11 protein-coding genes are annotated in these 14,555 nt (G+C 63.4%); 8 read left to right on the top strand and 3 right to left on the bottom strand.

The features are described 5' to 3' along the window. Positions 1-82 precede the first annotated feature (82 nt). The 5 genes from AACW30_RS06050 to AACW30_RS06030 all read left to right on the top strand — a co-directional run bounded on the left by AACW30_RS06050 (position 83) and on the right by AACW30_RS06030 (position 5,973). The gene (locus AACW30_RS06050) at positions 83-1,666 is read left to right on the top strand and encodes an ABC transporter substrate-binding protein (RefSeq protein WP_200624480.1); all 1,584 of its coding nucleotides are present in this window, start codon (positions 83-85) and stop codon (positions 1,664-1,666) included. Next, positions 1,663-2,640 (top strand): ABC transporter permease, encoded by a 978-nt coding sequence (locus AACW30_RS06045; protein WP_200624479.1) that lies wholly within the window; start codon positions 1,663-1,665, stop codon positions 2,638-2,640. Before AACW30_RS06050 ends, AACW30_RS06045 begins: the two co-directional genes overlap by 4 nt. Continuing rightward, positions 2,640-3,467 carry an ABC transporter permease gene (locus AACW30_RS06040; protein ID WP_200624478.1) on the top strand — a complete coding sequence of 276 codons (828 nt, stop codon included), beginning with the start codon at positions 2,640-2,642 and terminating at the stop codon, positions 3,465-3,467. The genes AACW30_RS06045 and AACW30_RS06040 overlap by 1 nt, the downstream gene beginning before the upstream one ends. After that, entirely contained in the window at positions 3,464-5,071 is a 1,608-nt protein-coding gene (locus AACW30_RS06035; protein ID WP_200624477.1) for a dipeptide ABC transporter ATP-binding protein, read from the top strand. The genes AACW30_RS06040 and AACW30_RS06035 overlap by 4 nt, the downstream gene beginning before the upstream one ends. 62 nt (positions 5,072-5,133) lie before the next feature. Further along, positions 5,134-5,973 (top strand): alpha/beta fold hydrolase, encoded by an 840-nt coding sequence (locus AACW30_RS06030; protein ID WP_200624476.1) that lies wholly within the window; start codon positions 5,134-5,136, stop codon positions 5,971-5,973. Between the two features lie 9 nt (positions 5,974-5,982). Here AACW30_RS06030 and AACW30_RS06025 read toward each other — a convergent pair whose 3' ends face one another. The 3 genes from AACW30_RS06025 to AACW30_RS06015 form a co-directional block, all read right to left on the bottom strand. Next, complete coding sequence (locus AACW30_RS06025) at positions 5,983-7,500, bottom strand: ArnT family glycosyltransferase (RefSeq protein WP_200624475.1); 1,518 nt, start codon at positions 7,498-7,500, stop codon at positions 5,983-5,985. A gap of 26 nt (positions 7,501-7,526) precedes the next feature. After that, positions 7,527-9,182 carry a lipid IV(A) 4-amino-4-deoxy-L-arabinosyltransferase gene (gene arnT / locus AACW30_RS06020; protein ID WP_200624474.1) on the bottom strand — a complete coding sequence of 552 codons (1,656 nt, stop codon included), beginning with the start codon at positions 9,180-9,182 and terminating at the stop codon, positions 7,527-7,529. Between the two features lie 187 nt (positions 9,183-9,369). Beyond that, positions 9,370-10,044 carry a histidine phosphatase family protein gene (locus AACW30_RS06015; RefSeq protein ID WP_200624521.1) on the bottom strand — a complete coding sequence of 225 codons (675 nt, stop codon included), beginning with the start codon at positions 10,042-10,044 and terminating at the stop codon, positions 9,370-9,372. A 277-nt stretch (positions 10,045-10,321) separates the two neighbouring features. Here AACW30_RS06015 and AACW30_RS06010 point away from each other — a divergent pair, with 277 nt between their 5' ends. The 3 genes from AACW30_RS06010 to AACW30_RS06000 are packed head-to-tail and all read left to right on the top strand — an operon-like array spanning position 10,322 to position 14,508. Continuing rightward, entirely contained in the window at positions 10,322-10,990 is a 669-nt protein-coding gene (locus tag AACW30_RS06010) for an ABC transporter ATP-binding protein (RefSeq protein WP_106578966.1), read from the top strand. Position 10,991: 1 nt separating this feature from the next. Next, entirely contained in the window at positions 10,992-13,454 is a 2,463-nt protein-coding gene (locus tag AACW30_RS06005; protein ID WP_179608964.1) for an FtsX-like permease family protein, read from the top strand. Continuing rightward, the gene (locus AACW30_RS06000; protein ID WP_200624473.1) at positions 13,444-14,508 is read left to right on the top strand and encodes a lipocalin-like domain-containing protein; all 1,065 of its coding nucleotides are present in this window, start codon (positions 13,444-13,446) and stop codon (positions 14,506-14,508) included. The genes AACW30_RS06005 and AACW30_RS06000 overlap by 11 nt, the downstream gene beginning before the upstream one ends. Positions 14,509-14,555: the final 47 nt, after the last annotated feature.

Genomic DNA, 14,555 nt, shown 5'->3' with positions numbered 1-14,555 from the left:
AAATCCAGCAATCTCAAGCCCAAAGCCCCATGGCACAGCGCTTGCAAAACCGCTGGCATCTCTTTCAACCCGAGGAGCCTCCATGCGCTCATTCTCTTTGCGCCGCGTCCTGTCGTCCGTGGGCCTGTGCACCGTTTTGCTGGCCGGCCAGGCGCTGGCGCAACCCCAGGACGGCGGCGTGCTGAACCTGGTGGCCCAGCCGGAGCCGCCGTCGCTGATGCATGGCGTGGTCAGCCATGTGTCCACCCAATACGTGAGCGGCAAGATCCTTCAGGGCCTGCTGACGTTCGACACTGACCTGAACCCCAAACCGGTATTGGCCAAAGCCTGGACCCTTTCGCCGGATGGCCTGACCTACACCTTCGACCTCCAGGACGGCGTGCACTGGCATGACGGCCCGGCCTTCACCGCCGATGACGTGGTGTTCAGCTTCCAGACCTTCTACCCCGAAGTCGACAAGCGCCTGGGCGGCATCATCACCGAATACGTTGACAGCATCACCGCCACGGGCCCGTTGCAGGTGGTGTTCCACTTGAAGAAACCCTTCGCCCCGTTGCTCTCGGCCCTGGGCAGTGGCCTGCGCCCGGTGGTGCCCAAACACCTGTACGAGGGCACTGATTTTCGCAATAACCCCTACAACCTCAAACCGGTCGGCACCGGGCCGTTTGTGTTTGTCGAGTGGAAACGCGGTGCCTACATCAAGCTGGCCAAGAACCCCACCTACTGGAAAAAAGGCCTGCCGCACCTCGACGGCATCATCTTTCACGTGATCCCCGACGGCTCCTCGCGCGCCGCCGCCTTCGAGCGCAACGACGTGCAAGTGCTGCGCAGTGGCGATGCCGATTACTCCGACCTCAAGCGCCTGAGTGCCTTGCCCGGTGTGCAGTCATCGCACAAGGGCTGGGAGCTGTATGCGGGCCTGGCGTTTTTGCAGATCAACACACGCAAGCCGCCGCTGAACAACCCCAAGGTGCGCCAGGCGATCCTGTATGCGCTGAACCGGCAGTTCATCGTCGATAACATCTTCTTTGGCTCGGGCAAGGTCGCCCAGGGCGAGTTCGTCTCGACCACGCCGTACCACGATCCACAACTGCCGCAGTACGCCTATGACGTGAATAAAGCCAAGGCCTTGATTGCCGAGTCCGGCGTGGACGTGGGCGCAGTGCGTATTCGTCTGCTCAATGGCGAGAAGGGCGGCGCGTGGGAGCGCCTGGCCGAGTACACCAAGCAGTCCTTGCAACCGCTGGGTTTCAAGGTGCAGGTGGTGACGTCCGACGCCGCGACGTGGTTCCAGCGCGTCAGCGACTGGGATTTTGACCTGACCTACAACTTTATCTTCCAGATCGGCGACCCGTACCTGACCAGTGCCTACCTGTTCCGCTCCGACTACATCCTCAAGACTTCGCCGTTCGCCAATGTCAGCGGCTACAACAGCCCCGAAGCGGATGCGCTGTGGAACAAGCTCGCCGACACACCGGAAGGCCCGGAGCGCAAGCAGCTCTACAGCCAGTTGGAAAACGTGCTGAACACCGACCTGCCGATTGCGCCGATCTTTGAAATGCGCAACCAGACGCTGTTTCACAACCAGGTGAAAAACCTGCTGCAAACCGCCACCAGCCTTAACGAAGATTACGAAAGCGTCTACCTCGAGGTGCCGGCGCCATGAACGGCGTGCTGTATCTGGGCGGGCGCCTGGCCAAGGCGCTGCTGATGGTGGTGGCGGTACTGGTATTGAGCTTTGTGCTGATCCACCTGGCGCCGGGTGACCCGGCGCTGCTGCTGGCGGGCGAAGCGGGTGTGGACGATGTGCAGTTTATCGAGCAACTGCGCCAGACCATGGGCCTGGACAAACCGCTGGTTGAGCAACTGCTGATTTACCTGGGCCATATTGCCCAACTGGACCTCGGCTATTCCTACCGTAACCAGAGCTCGGTGTGGTCACTGATCGCCGAGCGGTTGCCCGCCACGTTGGCGCTGATGGGCTCGGCGTTTGTGGTGTCGTCCGTGTTGGGCGTGAGCCTGGGTGTGTTGGCGGCGCGGGCCAGACAGAAGCGCCATTGGCTCGATGGCGTGATCTCCCACGGCGCCTTGCTGCTGTATGCGATGCCACCGTTCTGGCTGGCGATGCTGTTGATTCTGCTGTTTTCCGTGAGCCTGGACTGGCTCCCGGCCTTTGGCATGGAGAGCGTGGACCATGACTTCTCGCTGCTTGATCGCTTGCGGCATCTGCTGTTGCCGTGCGTGTCGCTGAGCGTGCTGTTTCTCGCCCTGTATATCCACCTGACCCGCGCCGCCGTGCTCGACGCCCTTGGCCAGGAATACGTGCGCACCGCCCACGCCAAAGGCTTGCACCCCCGGCGCATTCTGTATGTGCATGTGCTGCGCAATGCGTTGCTGCCGGTGGTGACCTTCGCCGGGCTGCAACTCGGCCAACTGGCCAGCGGCGCGTTGCTGGTGGAAGTGGTGTATTCCTGGCCCGGTATCGGGCGCTTGATGTACGACGCCCTGGCGCAACGCGACTACGGCGTATTGATGGGTGGCTTTTTAGTGATTTCGATCCTGGTGGTGGGCTTCAACGTGTTGACCGATGTGATCTGCCGTTTCCTCGACCCGCGCATCGGCGCCGGAGGGCAGGGCTGATGGCGCTGCTCAGACGCTTTATCCGCCAGCCTTCGGCGTTGCTGGGCGCGGTATTTTTGCTGGTACTCGCGGGGTTGGCAATTGCCGCGCCGTGGCTCACCCACAGTTCGCCATGGGAGATGAACACCCAGCCGATGCTCGCCCCGTTCCATGATTCGGCGCATTGGCTGGGCAGCGATTTGCTCGGCCGCGACCTGGGCAGCGGTTTGCTCTACGGCGCCCGCGTGTCCCTGGCCGTGGGCGCATTAGCGAGCCTGGCAACCTTGCTGGTCGGCTTGATCGTCGGCACGCTGGCCGGTTATTTCGGCGGTTGGCTCGACGGCGTGCTGATGCGCGTCGCCGAGTTCTTTCAGATCATTCCGCAGCTGGTGCTGGCGGTGATTTTGGTGGCGGTGCTGGAGCCGTCCCTGGGCACCATTGTGCTGGCCATCGCCCTGGTTGCCTGGCCGGCGGTGGCGCGCCTGGTGCGCAGTGAATTCCTTACCCTGCGCCAGCGTGAGTTTGTGCAAGCCGCGCGGGTGCTGGGGCAATCGCCACTGGGGATCATCACCCAACAGATCCTGCCGAACGCCCTGGCGCCGTTGCTGGTGGTGATGACCTTTGTGATGGCCACGGCGATCCTCACTGAGGCCGCGCTGGCGTTCCTCGGGTTGAGCGACCCGGAAGCGATGAGCTGGGGCTACATGATCAACGCCTCGCGTGGCGTGTTGCGCGAGGCCTGGTGGATGAGCTTTTTGCCGGGCCTGGCGATTGTGCTGTGCGTGCTGGCGGTGAACCGGGTGGGCGAAGGCTTGCGCGTGGCTTTTGAACCGGGGAGGTCGCTATGACGTTATTGCGTGTCGAGAACCTGCGTATCGCCTTGCCGCCCGGTGCGGACCGCAGCCATGCGCTGTATGACCTGACGCTGCAATTGCGCAGCGGCGAATGCCTGTGTGTGGTGGGCGAGTCCGGTTCGGGCAAGTCGATGCTGGCCAAGGCGTTGCTGCGTCAACTGCCGATGCCGTTGACGGTGGAAAGTGGGCGCCTGGCGTTTCGTGATCAAGACCTGGCCGCCCTCAGCGACACCGCCATGCGCCAACTGCGCGGGCGCGATATCAGCATGGTCTTTCAGGAGCCGATGAGCGCCCTTAACCCGCTGCTGCGCGTGGGTGAACAGATCGACGAAACCCTGCGCGCCCATGGGGTGAACGCGGTGCGCGAGCGCCGTCGGCGCGTGGTCGACCTGCTCGGTTATGTCGGCCTGCCCGACCCTGAACGCCTGCGCCTGGCTTATCCGTTCGAGCTGTCCGGCGGGCAGCGCCAACGGGTGGTGATCGCCATGGCCCTGGCGTTCGATCCGGCGCTGTTGATTGCCGATGAACCGACCTCGGCCCTGGATGTGACCACTCAGGCGCAGATCCTCGACCTGTTGCGCAAAATCCAACAGGACAAGGGCATGGCGCTGTTGTTTATCACCCATGATTTTGCCGTGGTCGAGGCAATTGCCGACCGCGTGCTGGTGTTGCAAAAGGGCCATCTGGTGGAGCAGGGCAGCGCCCGCCAGGTGTTGCGCGAGCCGCAGGCGGCGTATACCCGGCAACTGCTGGCGGCGGTGTCGGCACAACCGCTGGCACCGCGTACGGCGGTGGGCGGCGCCGTGGTGCTCAAGGCCGAGCAACTGGGCAAGGTCTTCAGCACCCGTGCAGGGTGGCGCGCGCGCCGCACCACGCAAGCGCTGGACGCGGTTCAATTGCAACTGCGCGAAGGCGAAACCCTGGGGATTGTGGGTGAGTCCGGCTCGGGCAAATCCACCTTGGGCCGCTGCCTCGTGCGCTTGTTGCATGCCGACAGCGGGCACATCCAATGGCTCGGCCAGGAGGTTGTCGGTTTATCGGAACGGCGCCTGCGCCCGTTGCGCAGCGCGGTGCAGATGATTTTCCAGGACCCGTTCGCCTCGCTCAACCCGCGCCAGACGGTAGGCCGCATCATCATGACCGGGCCGCGGGTGCAGGGCCGCTCCAGGGCTGACGCCGAACAGCGCGCGCGGCAATTGCTTGACCTGGTGGGCCTGCCGGCCTCGGCCTTCGAGCGCTACCCGCACGAATTTTCCGGGGGCCAGCGCCAACGCATCGGCATCGCCCGTGCATTGGCGGTGGAACCGAAAATCCTGATTGCCGATGAGTGTGTTTCGGCTCTGGATGCGTTGATTCAGGTGCAGATTCTGGAGCTGCTGGAGTCGCTGCAACGACGGCTTAAATTGAGCATCGTATTTATCACCCACGACCTGCGCGTGGCGGCGCGGTTGTGTGATCGCATTGCCGTGATGCAACACGGGCGTGTGGTCGAGCAGGGCGAGACTGACAGATTGTTTGCCGATGCGCGGCATCCCTATACCCGAGCGCTATTGCAGTGCGTGCCGAACGCCGCCGTGCTTGAGGCCGACACGCTTTAATGCAGGCGCCGGCAAAGCCGCCGCCACACTGACCGAGTTATTGATTGAGGAATGCAGTGTTTATGAGTGCCAACGTTAGCCAGTTGCCAGTGGTGCGCGGTGAAGCCGTGGAGGTCCGTCGCGGACGATCCCTGAGCATCGCCCACCACCGCGGCACGCCCGAATCCGCCACCGTGGTGTTTTTCTGCCATGGCGCCGGCGGCAACAAGGACCAATGGCGCCTGCAATGGCAGGCGCTGAAGGCTGAGGGTTACAGCCTGGTCGCCTGGGACCTGCTCGGCCACGGCGACAGCGCCAAACCGCGAAAAGCCGCTGCCTATGCCTGGTCGGAGCTGGTGGCCGACTACCTGGCGATCCTGCAACGCTACGGCGGTGCTCGCAACGTGATCGTGGCGCACTCCTTCGGCACCGGGCTGAGCTTGAGCACCTTGCTGGCCAAGCCCGCAGTGCCCGTCGACGCGGCGCTGTTACTGGGCACGCAGCTGCATCGACCGGTGACAGGCGGTGGCCTGATGGCGTTGCCCGCGTGGCTGTTGGAATGGCTGCGCCCTGTGTTGGCCAAGGGCTTTCGCGAGCGCGCCTGGCACGCCACGGCCGACCCGGCGCTGGTGGCCTATGAAGAGAAACTCACTGAACGCAACCGCCTGTCCATGTTCAAGGCGCTGATGAAGCACGCCCAATGGCCGGACGCCGAGCAGGTTCGCAGCCTGCTGTTGCCGGTCAGCGTGTTGGCCGGCGACAGTGACGGCCTCACGCCCGCCAGTGGCGGGCAAGCTCTGGCAGCGCAGTTGCCCAACGCAGTGTTTCAAGTGTTGGAGAATTGCGGCCACCAACTGATGCTGGAAAAACCGCAGGCGGTGCTGACGGGGTTTCACGCACAGGTGAAGACTCGCAGCGCCTGAGCGGGCCTGTCAGCGTGGCACAGGAATAAACGCCACGCTGCCGCCCGAACGTTTCTGGAACAGCCGCTCGCCATTGTCCGGCTGCGTGGTGATCACCTGATGATCCGTGCCCAGGTAGGCCAACGGTGTGGGGTCTTGCTTTGAGTATTGCGCGACGATGATCGTGTGCTGCGGGTCGAACCCCTGGCCGCTGGTTTTTTCCAGCCAGGCCATCAGGGCGGCGCTGTCGCCCTGACGCGGGAAGTCCTGGGTTTCGCTCACGTAGTAAAACGGCTTGCCGCCGTTTTGCAGGTACATCGGGACCTTGTTGTCGACTTCCACCAGCACCATCTGCCACTGATTCCACGGCGCGCTTTTCACCGCCTCGGCGTGCACATCCTCGGCGAATCGGGTGACGCCGCCGTTGCCGGTGGTCCAGGGGTAGACTACGCCCAGCACCAGCAGCAACACGCCGGCGGTGATGCCAAACGCCTTCTGCCAGCGTGGCCAACGGGCCGGTTGCTGCTGCAGGCGTTCACTCAGCCACCAGGCACTCAGCAGCTGGGCGAAAGGCACCAGCGGTAACACGTAATAACTGCGGCGGCTGCCGCTGGCGGTAAAGAACACAAACAACAGGCCCAGGCCCCACACCAGCCAGCGCACGTTGGGAGGCGTTTTGCGCCAATGGCGCAGCGCCAGCCACACGCCGAGCAGCCAGCACGGCGCCCAGGGCAGGGTGTAGGCGGGCAGGTAGATCAGGTAGGTATAGATCGGCCCCATGTGGTCGAAGGGGTCGAAAAAGCGCACGACGTTTTCCTTGAACACCAGTTCAAGGCCGCTCTCGCCATAGGTGGGTGCCCCGTAAAAGTGGGACAACACGAAGGGAATCGAATAGAACGCCGCCGCGATCAGCATGGCCAGCAGCAGGCGCAGGTTGAGGTGGCGCCGGTAGCGGTGTTCGCTGAGCAGGTGCGGCAACAGCACCAGGCCCGGCAACACGAAGCCGATCAAACCTTTGAACAGCGACGTTGCCGCCAGCAGCAGGAAAAATACCGTGTAGCGTCCCAGCCGCGTGTCATCCGGACCGCGCCAATACCACCAGACCGCCGACAGCACGCCACACACGGTCAGCACATCGGCTGTGGCCACGCGGGCCCAGAACAGAAAGTAGAAGGTGGTCGCCAGCATCCAGCCGGCAATCAACCCGGTGCCTTTACGAAACAGGCGCTCGCCGATCAGGTAGACCAGCCAGATGCTCAGCCAGGCCGCGATCACGGATGACAGGCGCAGCGACCACGGGCCGAGTCCACCCATCAGGTTGGCGCACGCGGTAATCAGCCAGTAAGAGGGCAGCGGTTTGTCGTAGTACGGTGCGCCCTTGAGGTAGGGGTCGAAGTAGTCACCGCTTTGCAGCATCTGCAGGGCGATGTTGGCCCAACGGGTCTCCGGCCCCCACAAATCGCGACTGCCCAGGCCCAGCAGCAGGAGTAACGCCGAGACACCCAGCAGCAGCACCAGCGCGCCGCGTTCGGTTTTCCAGAAATTCATCGGCGGCTCTCACGGTGGGCATGACGTCAAGGAAGTTTGGGATAAATGATCAGCAGCATGGCGCCCTTGCGGTAGCGCTGGCCTCCGGGTGGCAGTTGCCCTTCTTCGCGATGTTCACTGGTGCTTCTGACGCGCATCAATACGCCGACCGAGCCTTGTTGGCGGGCTTCGCTCAGCCAGGGCTGAACATTTTCAAAGCTGACTTTGCGGTGCACCGAATCTGCGTATTTGAGGCCATAGCGCAGCTCGCCCTCGGTGTCGTAGAACGCCACGTCAGGGCGGCGCAAGCGCCAGGACAAAGCCGAGGCCGAACCCAGTTCATTGCTGATCAAAGCATGGGTTTGTTGCAGTTCATCCAGATGTTCAAGCACGAACTGGTCGGGCATTTCGGTATCGGTAACCTCTTGCGGCATGCCAGCAGGCAGCAACGCCACCAGCATGCCGATGGCCAGCGCAGGCATGGCCCACAGCGTCAGCGGGCGGAAGGCTTGCAGCAGATTTGCCAGGATCCAGCCCAACAGCACGATGAAGGTCAGCGACAGGCTGTACATCTCGGCGTGGCTGTTGCTGTACAACGGCTTGTCGATTTGCAGGTAAATCAGGGTCGCCATCGCGCCGAGGCCGATGGCGAAATTGAACAGGCCGTTAATGCGCAGGCTGCGTGTTTTGCCGCGGTTGACCAGGTCGATCAACGCATGCCCCATCAGCAACGCCAGAGGCAGCAGACACGGCATGATGTAGGTCGGCAGCTTGCCGTTGCTCAGGCTGAAAAAAACCAGCGGCAGCAGCAGCCACAAGGCCAGAAAAATAATCGCCGGTTGGCCTTTGTCTTTCCAGGCGTTGATCACGGTCGCGGGCAACAGCGCCGCCCATGGCAGGCACGCCACCACCATGATCGGCAGGAAGAACCACCAGGCCCTGGCGTGTTGGGCATTGTTGGAGGAGAAGCGGCGGATGTGCTCGTGCCAGAAGAAGAAGCGCCAGTAGTCCGGTTCCTGCAGATGGATCGCCCACACCCACGGCAGGCACAGCACCACCGCCACCAGGATCGCCAGCGGGCCATAGCGCAACAATTCACCCAGGCGTCGTTGCCAGAGCATGTACGGCACGGCGATCAGCACCGGCAACAGCCAGGCCAGAAAGCCCTTGGTCATAAACCCCATGGCGCAGGCCACGCCCAGCACTGCCCAGGCGCCGAGCCGGCCACGTGAGGTGCGGCTGTCGAGCGCGAACCACAGAGCAACCAGGCTGAGGTTGACCCACAGGGTGAATTGCGGATCGAGGTTGGAGTAACCCGCTTGCCCCGCCACCAGCCCGAAGCTCATGTAGAGCAGGGCACAGGCGAAGCTCTTGCGCGGGTCGTTCCACAGGCGTCGGGCGATAAGGTACGCGAGCACAACGCTCAGGCCCGTGGTCAAGGCCGAGGCAATGCGCACCCCGAAGAGGTTTTCGCCAAACACCCACTGGCCGATGGCGATCAGCCAATAGCCGGCGGCAGGCTTTTCGAAGTAGCGCACGCCCATGAAATGAGGCGCCACCCAGTTGCCGCTCAACAGCATTTCCTGGCTGATCTGGGCGTAGCGGGTTTCATCCGGTATCCATAAACCGTGCAGGCCCAACGGCAGCAGATAGAACACGGCGAAGGCCAGCAACAATACCGGCAGAGGTTTTAAACGGGTCATCAAAACGTCGCTCCTTGACGTTTAACGGTGGAGTACTGAGGCATGTAAGTAATAGAAGAAAGAGTCACAAAGTTCACTAAGCCACTGAAAATATTCATGACGTCCTGAAGTAACAGGCGCAGTTAAACATGCCAGAAGAGGGCTGTCGGTTTGCTGAACATACAGGTGGGTATATGTAAAAAAGTGTCTAGAGTTTTTTCAGGACGGCGGGCCACCCGGGGCTGTTCATGATGCCCAGGGTCTCGAATTTGCCGTTGGCCTTGACCCGAACAAACAGGGCGCTGCCGTACTCGGGAAAGGCCGCGTGGGGGAAACCCAGGGTCTTTTCGAAGTCGGCAATACAGCCGCTGTGGGTAACAAATACGAGGTTGCGCCCGGGCTGCTTGTGGCTGAGCAGTTCTTCGCCAATGGCCGCGCCGCAGATCGCCTGCTGCCCGGAGGTCAGCTCGGCATTGCCGAACATGAAGTGTGAGGTCTGGGCCGTGCGCAATGCGGGGCTGGCAAGCACGTCGCTACCTTCCATGCCGAGTTTGAGGAAGGCCTTGCCCAGTTCTTGCGCGCGTTGGGTGCCGACGACTGTCAGGCCCTCGGCGCCGCCGAAACAGGGGTTTGTCGAGCGGTCGCAGCGCTCTTCATGGCGCACCAGTACGATCAGGTCACCGTCGCGCCAGATGGGTAGCACTTGCGAGTTCAGCAAGCGATTGCCCACGCTCAGGTCACGCGGTGATGAGGGCCACAGCAGGAAGCCGGCGAGCAGCAGCGCGATGACTGCAAGGCCCGCCCACCACTTTCGCAACCACTTGATATAGCCGCGGCGCGAACGCGGCTTGGTCAGGGTAAGGTCAACCACATCATTCACCATGGGCACTGTACTGCACTGTTTTTATTGAAGTAGGCGCAACGCTTCGACGGATGCCCGAAGTTAAGCAAGAGGCTGTCATAGGGCTGCTGTCTTTTCGCTGAACATCCAGCGGTTAAAAGTGCCCACGGCCGGCAACTAACTAGTTGCCGGTCGTGGGCGTGTGGTGGGCAATTTAGAGGGGCGAGGGTAGGCGGGCGGTGAAATCAATGTGAAAAAATTGCGTGGGCGCGACAATCAGCCGTTATCCTCGTTTGCAGTCTTTCAAGTGAGCGCTTTTATGTTGCAGGTGCACGGTGTCCTTAAAAGCTACGCCACCCCGCAGGGCCCGCTGACGGTGCTGGCGGGCGTCGATTTGCACCTGGGCGAACGCAGCAGCCTTGCGCTGATGGGCGAGTCGGGCAGCGGCAAAAGTACGCTGCTGCATCTGGTGGCCGGGCTCGACCGCGTGGACGGCGGCAGCATCCAGGTCGGCGCACAGCGCCTGGACCAACTGACCGAGGCGCAGCTGGCTCACTGGCGGCGCACCGAAATCGGCCTGGTGTTCCAGCAATTCAACCTGATCGGCAGTTTGCGCGTCGAGGACAACCTGGCGTTCCAGGCGCGGCTGGCAGGGCGCTTCGATCCGCAGTGGCAGGCACAATTGGTGGAGCGCCTGGGGCTGGGTGACTTGCTCAAGCGCTACCCCGAGCAACTGTCCGGCGGCCAGCAGCAACGGGTGGCGGTGGGGCGCGCCCTGGCCTCGCGCCCCGGCTTGCTGCTGGCCGATGAGCCGACCGGCAATCTGGACGAAGCCACCAGCGATGAAGTGTTGCAATTGCTGTTGGACCTGCTGCGTGACAGCGCGACCAGCCTGTTGATGGTCACCCACAGCCCGCGCATCGCAGCGCGCCTGGACCGGCAAGTGGTCTTGCATCGCGGCCGTGTCGTGCCCGCGGACGCGCGTTGAGATGAGCGTTTTTTATTGGACGTTGCGCGCACTGCTCAGCCATTGGCGGCGTCACCCGGTGCAGTTTTTCAGCGTGTTGACCGGCCTGTGGCTGGCCACCGCGCTGTTGACCGGCGTGCAGGCGCTGAACAGCCAGGCGCGGGACAGTTATGCACGCGCCAGTCAATTGATCGGCGGTGAGCCGCAAGCCAGCCTCAGCGCGCCGGACGCTGCCAGCTTCCCCCAGGCGCTCTTTGCCGAGCTGCGCCGCGCCGGGTGGCCGGTATCGCCCGTGGTGCAGGGCCGCTTGCAGCTCAAGGGGCATGAGGACCTGCGCCTGCAATTGATGGGCATTGACCCGCTGTCGTTGCCCGGCGGCGGGGCAGTGGCGGGGCAGCGGTTGAGCCAGGCGCAGATGATCGCGTTTTTCAACCCGCCGGGGCGTACCTGGATCGCACCGCACACCTTGTCGGCCCTGGGGTTGCATGAAGGCGAGCAACCGCTGACCGCGAGCGGGCAAGCCTTGCCACCGTTGCAGGTTCAGCAGGACATGGCTCCGGGCTTGTTGCTGACCGATATCGGCTTTGCCCAACCGCTGCTGGGCATGCCGGGGCAACTGTCGCGCCTGCTGCTGGACAAGGCCTTTGCCGCCGGTCATCCCACGCCACCGGCTGCGCTGCAACTCAAGCAGGGTGAAGACAACAACCTCGCGCGCCTCACCGAAAGCTTTCACTTGAACCTCGACGCCTTGGGCTTTTTATCCTTTGTGGTGGGGCTGTTTATTGTCCACGCCGCGATCGGCCTGGCGCTGGAACAACGGCGCGGATTATTGCGTACCTTGCGCGCCTGCGGGGTCAGCGCGCGCATGCTGATCCTCAGCCTGGGCGTCGAGCTCGGCGTGTTGTCGTTGCTCGGCGGTGTGCTCGGTGTCGCCAGCGGGTATCTGTTGGCGAGCCTGCTGCTGCCGGATGTCGCCGCAAGTTTACGTGGGCTGTACGGCGCCGAGGTGCCGGGCCAGTTGAGCCTCAGCCCGTGGTGGTGGATGGCCGGGTTGGGCCTGAGTCTCGTGGGCGCGCTGCTGGCCGGCGGCAGCAGCCTGTGGCGAGCGGCGCGCTTGCCGCTGCTGGCACTGGCCAATGCCCAGGCCTGGCATGACGCGCACGCGCGCTGGTTGCGACGCCAGGGTTGGGTGGCGGCTACCGCGCTGGTCATCGCGCTGCTGGCGCTTGGGTTGGGCGACAGCCTGGCAGCCGGTTTTGTGTTGATGGCCGCCTTGCTGCTGGGCGCGGCGCTCGGCTTGCCGGTGGTGCTCAACGGCCTGCTGACGGCAGTGCTCGGGCGTAGCCGCTCCGTGCTCGGCCAGTGGTTTCTTGCCGACTGCCGCCAGCAGTTGCCCGCCTTGAGCCTGGCGTTGATGGCTTTGCTGCTGGCCCTGGCGGCGAATATCGGCGCGGGCTCCATGACCTCGGGCTTTCGCCAGACCTTCAATAACTGGTTGGAGCAACGCCTCACGGCGGAGCTGTACCTCAACCCGCAAAACCCGGCTCAGGCCGAGCAACTCGCAACGTGGTTGGCGCAGCAACCCTTGGTGCAGGCGGTGCTACCGACCTGGCAGGTTGCCGTTCAACTGCAGGGCTGGCCGGCGGATGTGTTCGGCGTGGTCGACGACCCGACCTACCGCCAGCACTGGCCGTTGCTGGAGGCGGCAAGCACGCCTTGGGACCAGTTGCTGCAAGGCGACACCGTCATGCTCAGCGAACAATTGGCGAGGCGCTTGAAGGTGCAGTTGGGCGATGCCGTCGCGATTCCCACGCCTGAGGGTCTCTGGTCGCCCAAGGTGGTGGGAATTTACGCCGACTACGGCAACCCCAAAGGCCATCTGCTGGTCAATTCGCACCACCTGCTGGCGCATTGGCCAACGCTGACACCGGCCCGCTTCAACCTGCGGGTGCAGCCGCAAGATGTGCCACCGCTGGTGCGCGAGGTGCAGCGCACGTTCGCCCTGGATGACAGCCGCATTGTCGATCAGCAGCAACTCAAAGGCTGGTCGAGCCAGGTGTTTGAGCGCACTTTCGCCGCCACCGCCGCCTTGAACAGCCTCACCCTCGGCGTGGCCGGCGTGGCGCTGTTTATCAGCCTGCTGACCCAGAGCCAGAGCCGACTGGGCCAACTCGCGCCCCTGTGGGCGCTGGGCGTGACGCGTCGGCAATTGATGTTGCTCAACCTGGGCCAGACCTGGCTGTTGGCGGTGCTGACCCTGGTGCTGGCGTTGCCGCTGGGCTTGCTGCTGGCGTGGTGCCTGGACGCCGTGATCAACGTGCAGGCATTCGGCTGGCGCCTGCCATTGCAGGTGTTCCCGTGGCAGCTTGCTCAGTTGTTGGGGTTGGCGCTGCTGGCCACCTTGTTGGCCTCGGCCTGGCCGTTGTGGCAGTTGTACCGCAGTCGCCCGGCGGATTTGCTGAGGACGTTTGCCAATGAAGATTAAAGCCTGGTTGTGGGCCGCCTTGCTGTTGCTGGCCGCGTGCGACAAAGCCCCCGCGCCGCCGGAAAGCTTCGCCGGCCTGGGCAGCGATGCGGCAGACTTTGCTCAGGTGGTGCCCGGCAAGGTCTTCAGTTTTCCCGAGGACCACGGCCCCCATGACGGTTTTCGCATTGAATGGTGGTACGTCACCGCCAACCTCAAGGACGCCCAGGGCAATGTGTTCGGTGTGCAATGGACGCTGTTTCGCAACGCGTTGAAGGCGGGGCCGGCGCAACCCGGCTGGCACGACTCCACGATCTGGCTCGGCCACGCCGCCGTCACCTCCGCCACTCACCACTACGCTGCCGAACGCTACGCGCGTGGCGGGATCGGCCAGGCCGGCGCCCAGGCGGTGCCGTTCAACGCCTGGATCGACGACTGGAATTTCGCAACCCGCCCCGGCGCCGCAAGCCCTCTGGCGCAGATGCAACTCAAGGCCGGCGGCGCGCAATTTGCCTACGACCTGCACCTGACCTCCAGCCGCCCGCTGGTGCTGCAAGGTGACAACGGTTACAGCCGCAAATCCGATCAGGGCCAGGCGTCTTACTACTACAGTCAGCCGTTTTTCACCGCCACCGGCACTGTCAGCATCGACGGCACCCTCTATCAGGTCAGCGGCCCGGCGTGGCTCGACCGTGAATGGAGCAGCCAACCGCTGGCGGCCAGTCAGACCGGCTGGGACTGGTTTTCCCTGCACCTGGATCGCGGCGAGCAGTTGATGCTGTTTCGCGTTCGACAAACAGACGGCGCGGGCTATCTCACCGGCACCTGGATTGATCAACAGGGCCGCACCGAGACGCTGCACAACGCCGATATCCAGCTCACGCCACTGACCACTACCGCGATCGACGGGCGCCAAATCCCGACGCGCTGGTCACTGAAAATTCCCGGCAAGCACCTGGATATCACCCCCCAGGCCGTCAATCCGAAGGCCTGGATGAACCTGAGCATTCCGTACTGGGAAGGGCCGGTGCAGTTTGAGGGTGGGGTGGGGTACCTGGAAATGACCGGGTATTAACGCGCCTCTGTGCAGGCACTTTTTCTCTGCCCGGTAGGCAACTTCCC

This window comes from Pseudomonas sp. MF6747 (genome assembly GCF_963890955.1).
Classification (GTDB): Bacteria; Pseudomonadota; Gammaproteobacteria; order Pseudomonadales; family Pseudomonadaceae; genus Aquipseudomonas.
Note: the sequence above shows the minus strand (reverse complement) of the source record. Positions and strands in the feature narration are given on the sequence as shown.

Bases quoted from the DNA above. Each gene is read 5' to 3' on its own strand.
- AACW30_RS06010 (WP_106578966.1), top strand. From the start codon at position 10,322: ATGTTGCAGGTGCACGGTGTCCTTAAAAGCTACGCCACCCCGCAGGGC.
- AACW30_RS06045 (WP_200624479.1), top strand. From the start codon at position 1,663: ATGAACGGCGTGCTGTATCTGGGCGGGCGCCTGGCCAAGGCGCTGCTG.
- AACW30_RS06000 (WP_200624473.1), top strand. From the start codon at position 13,444: ATGAAGATTAAAGCCTGGTTGTGGGCCGCCTTGCTGTTGCTGGCCGCG.
- arnT (WP_200624474.1), bottom strand. From the start codon at position 9,182: ATGACCCGTTTAAAACCTCTGCCGGTATTGTTGCTGGCCTTCGCCGTG.
- AACW30_RS06035 (WP_200624477.1), top strand. From the start codon at position 3,464: ATGACGTTATTGCGTGTCGAGAACCTGCGTATCGCCTTGCCGCCCGGT.
- AACW30_RS06050 (WP_200624480.1), top strand. From the start codon at position 83: ATGCGCTCATTCTCTTTGCGCCGCGTCCTGTCGTCCGTGGGCCTGTGC.
- AACW30_RS06040 (WP_200624478.1), top strand. From the start codon at position 2,640: ATGGCGCTGCTCAGACGCTTTATCCGCCAGCCTTCGGCGTTGCTGGGC.
- AACW30_RS06030 (WP_200624476.1), top strand. From the start codon at position 5,134: ATGAGTGCCAACGTTAGCCAGTTGCCAGTGGTGCGCGGTGAAGCCGTG.
- AACW30_RS06015 (WP_200624521.1), bottom strand. From the start codon at position 10,044: ATGGTGAATGATGTGGTTGACCTTACCCTGACCAAGCCGCGTTCGCGC.
- AACW30_RS06005 (WP_179608964.1), top strand. From the start codon at position 10,992: ATGAGCGTTTTTTATTGGACGTTGCGCGCACTGCTCAGCCATTGGCGG.
- AACW30_RS06025 (WP_200624475.1), bottom strand. From the start codon at position 7,500: ATGAATTTCTGGAAAACCGAACGCGGCGCGCTGGTGCTGCTGCTGGGT.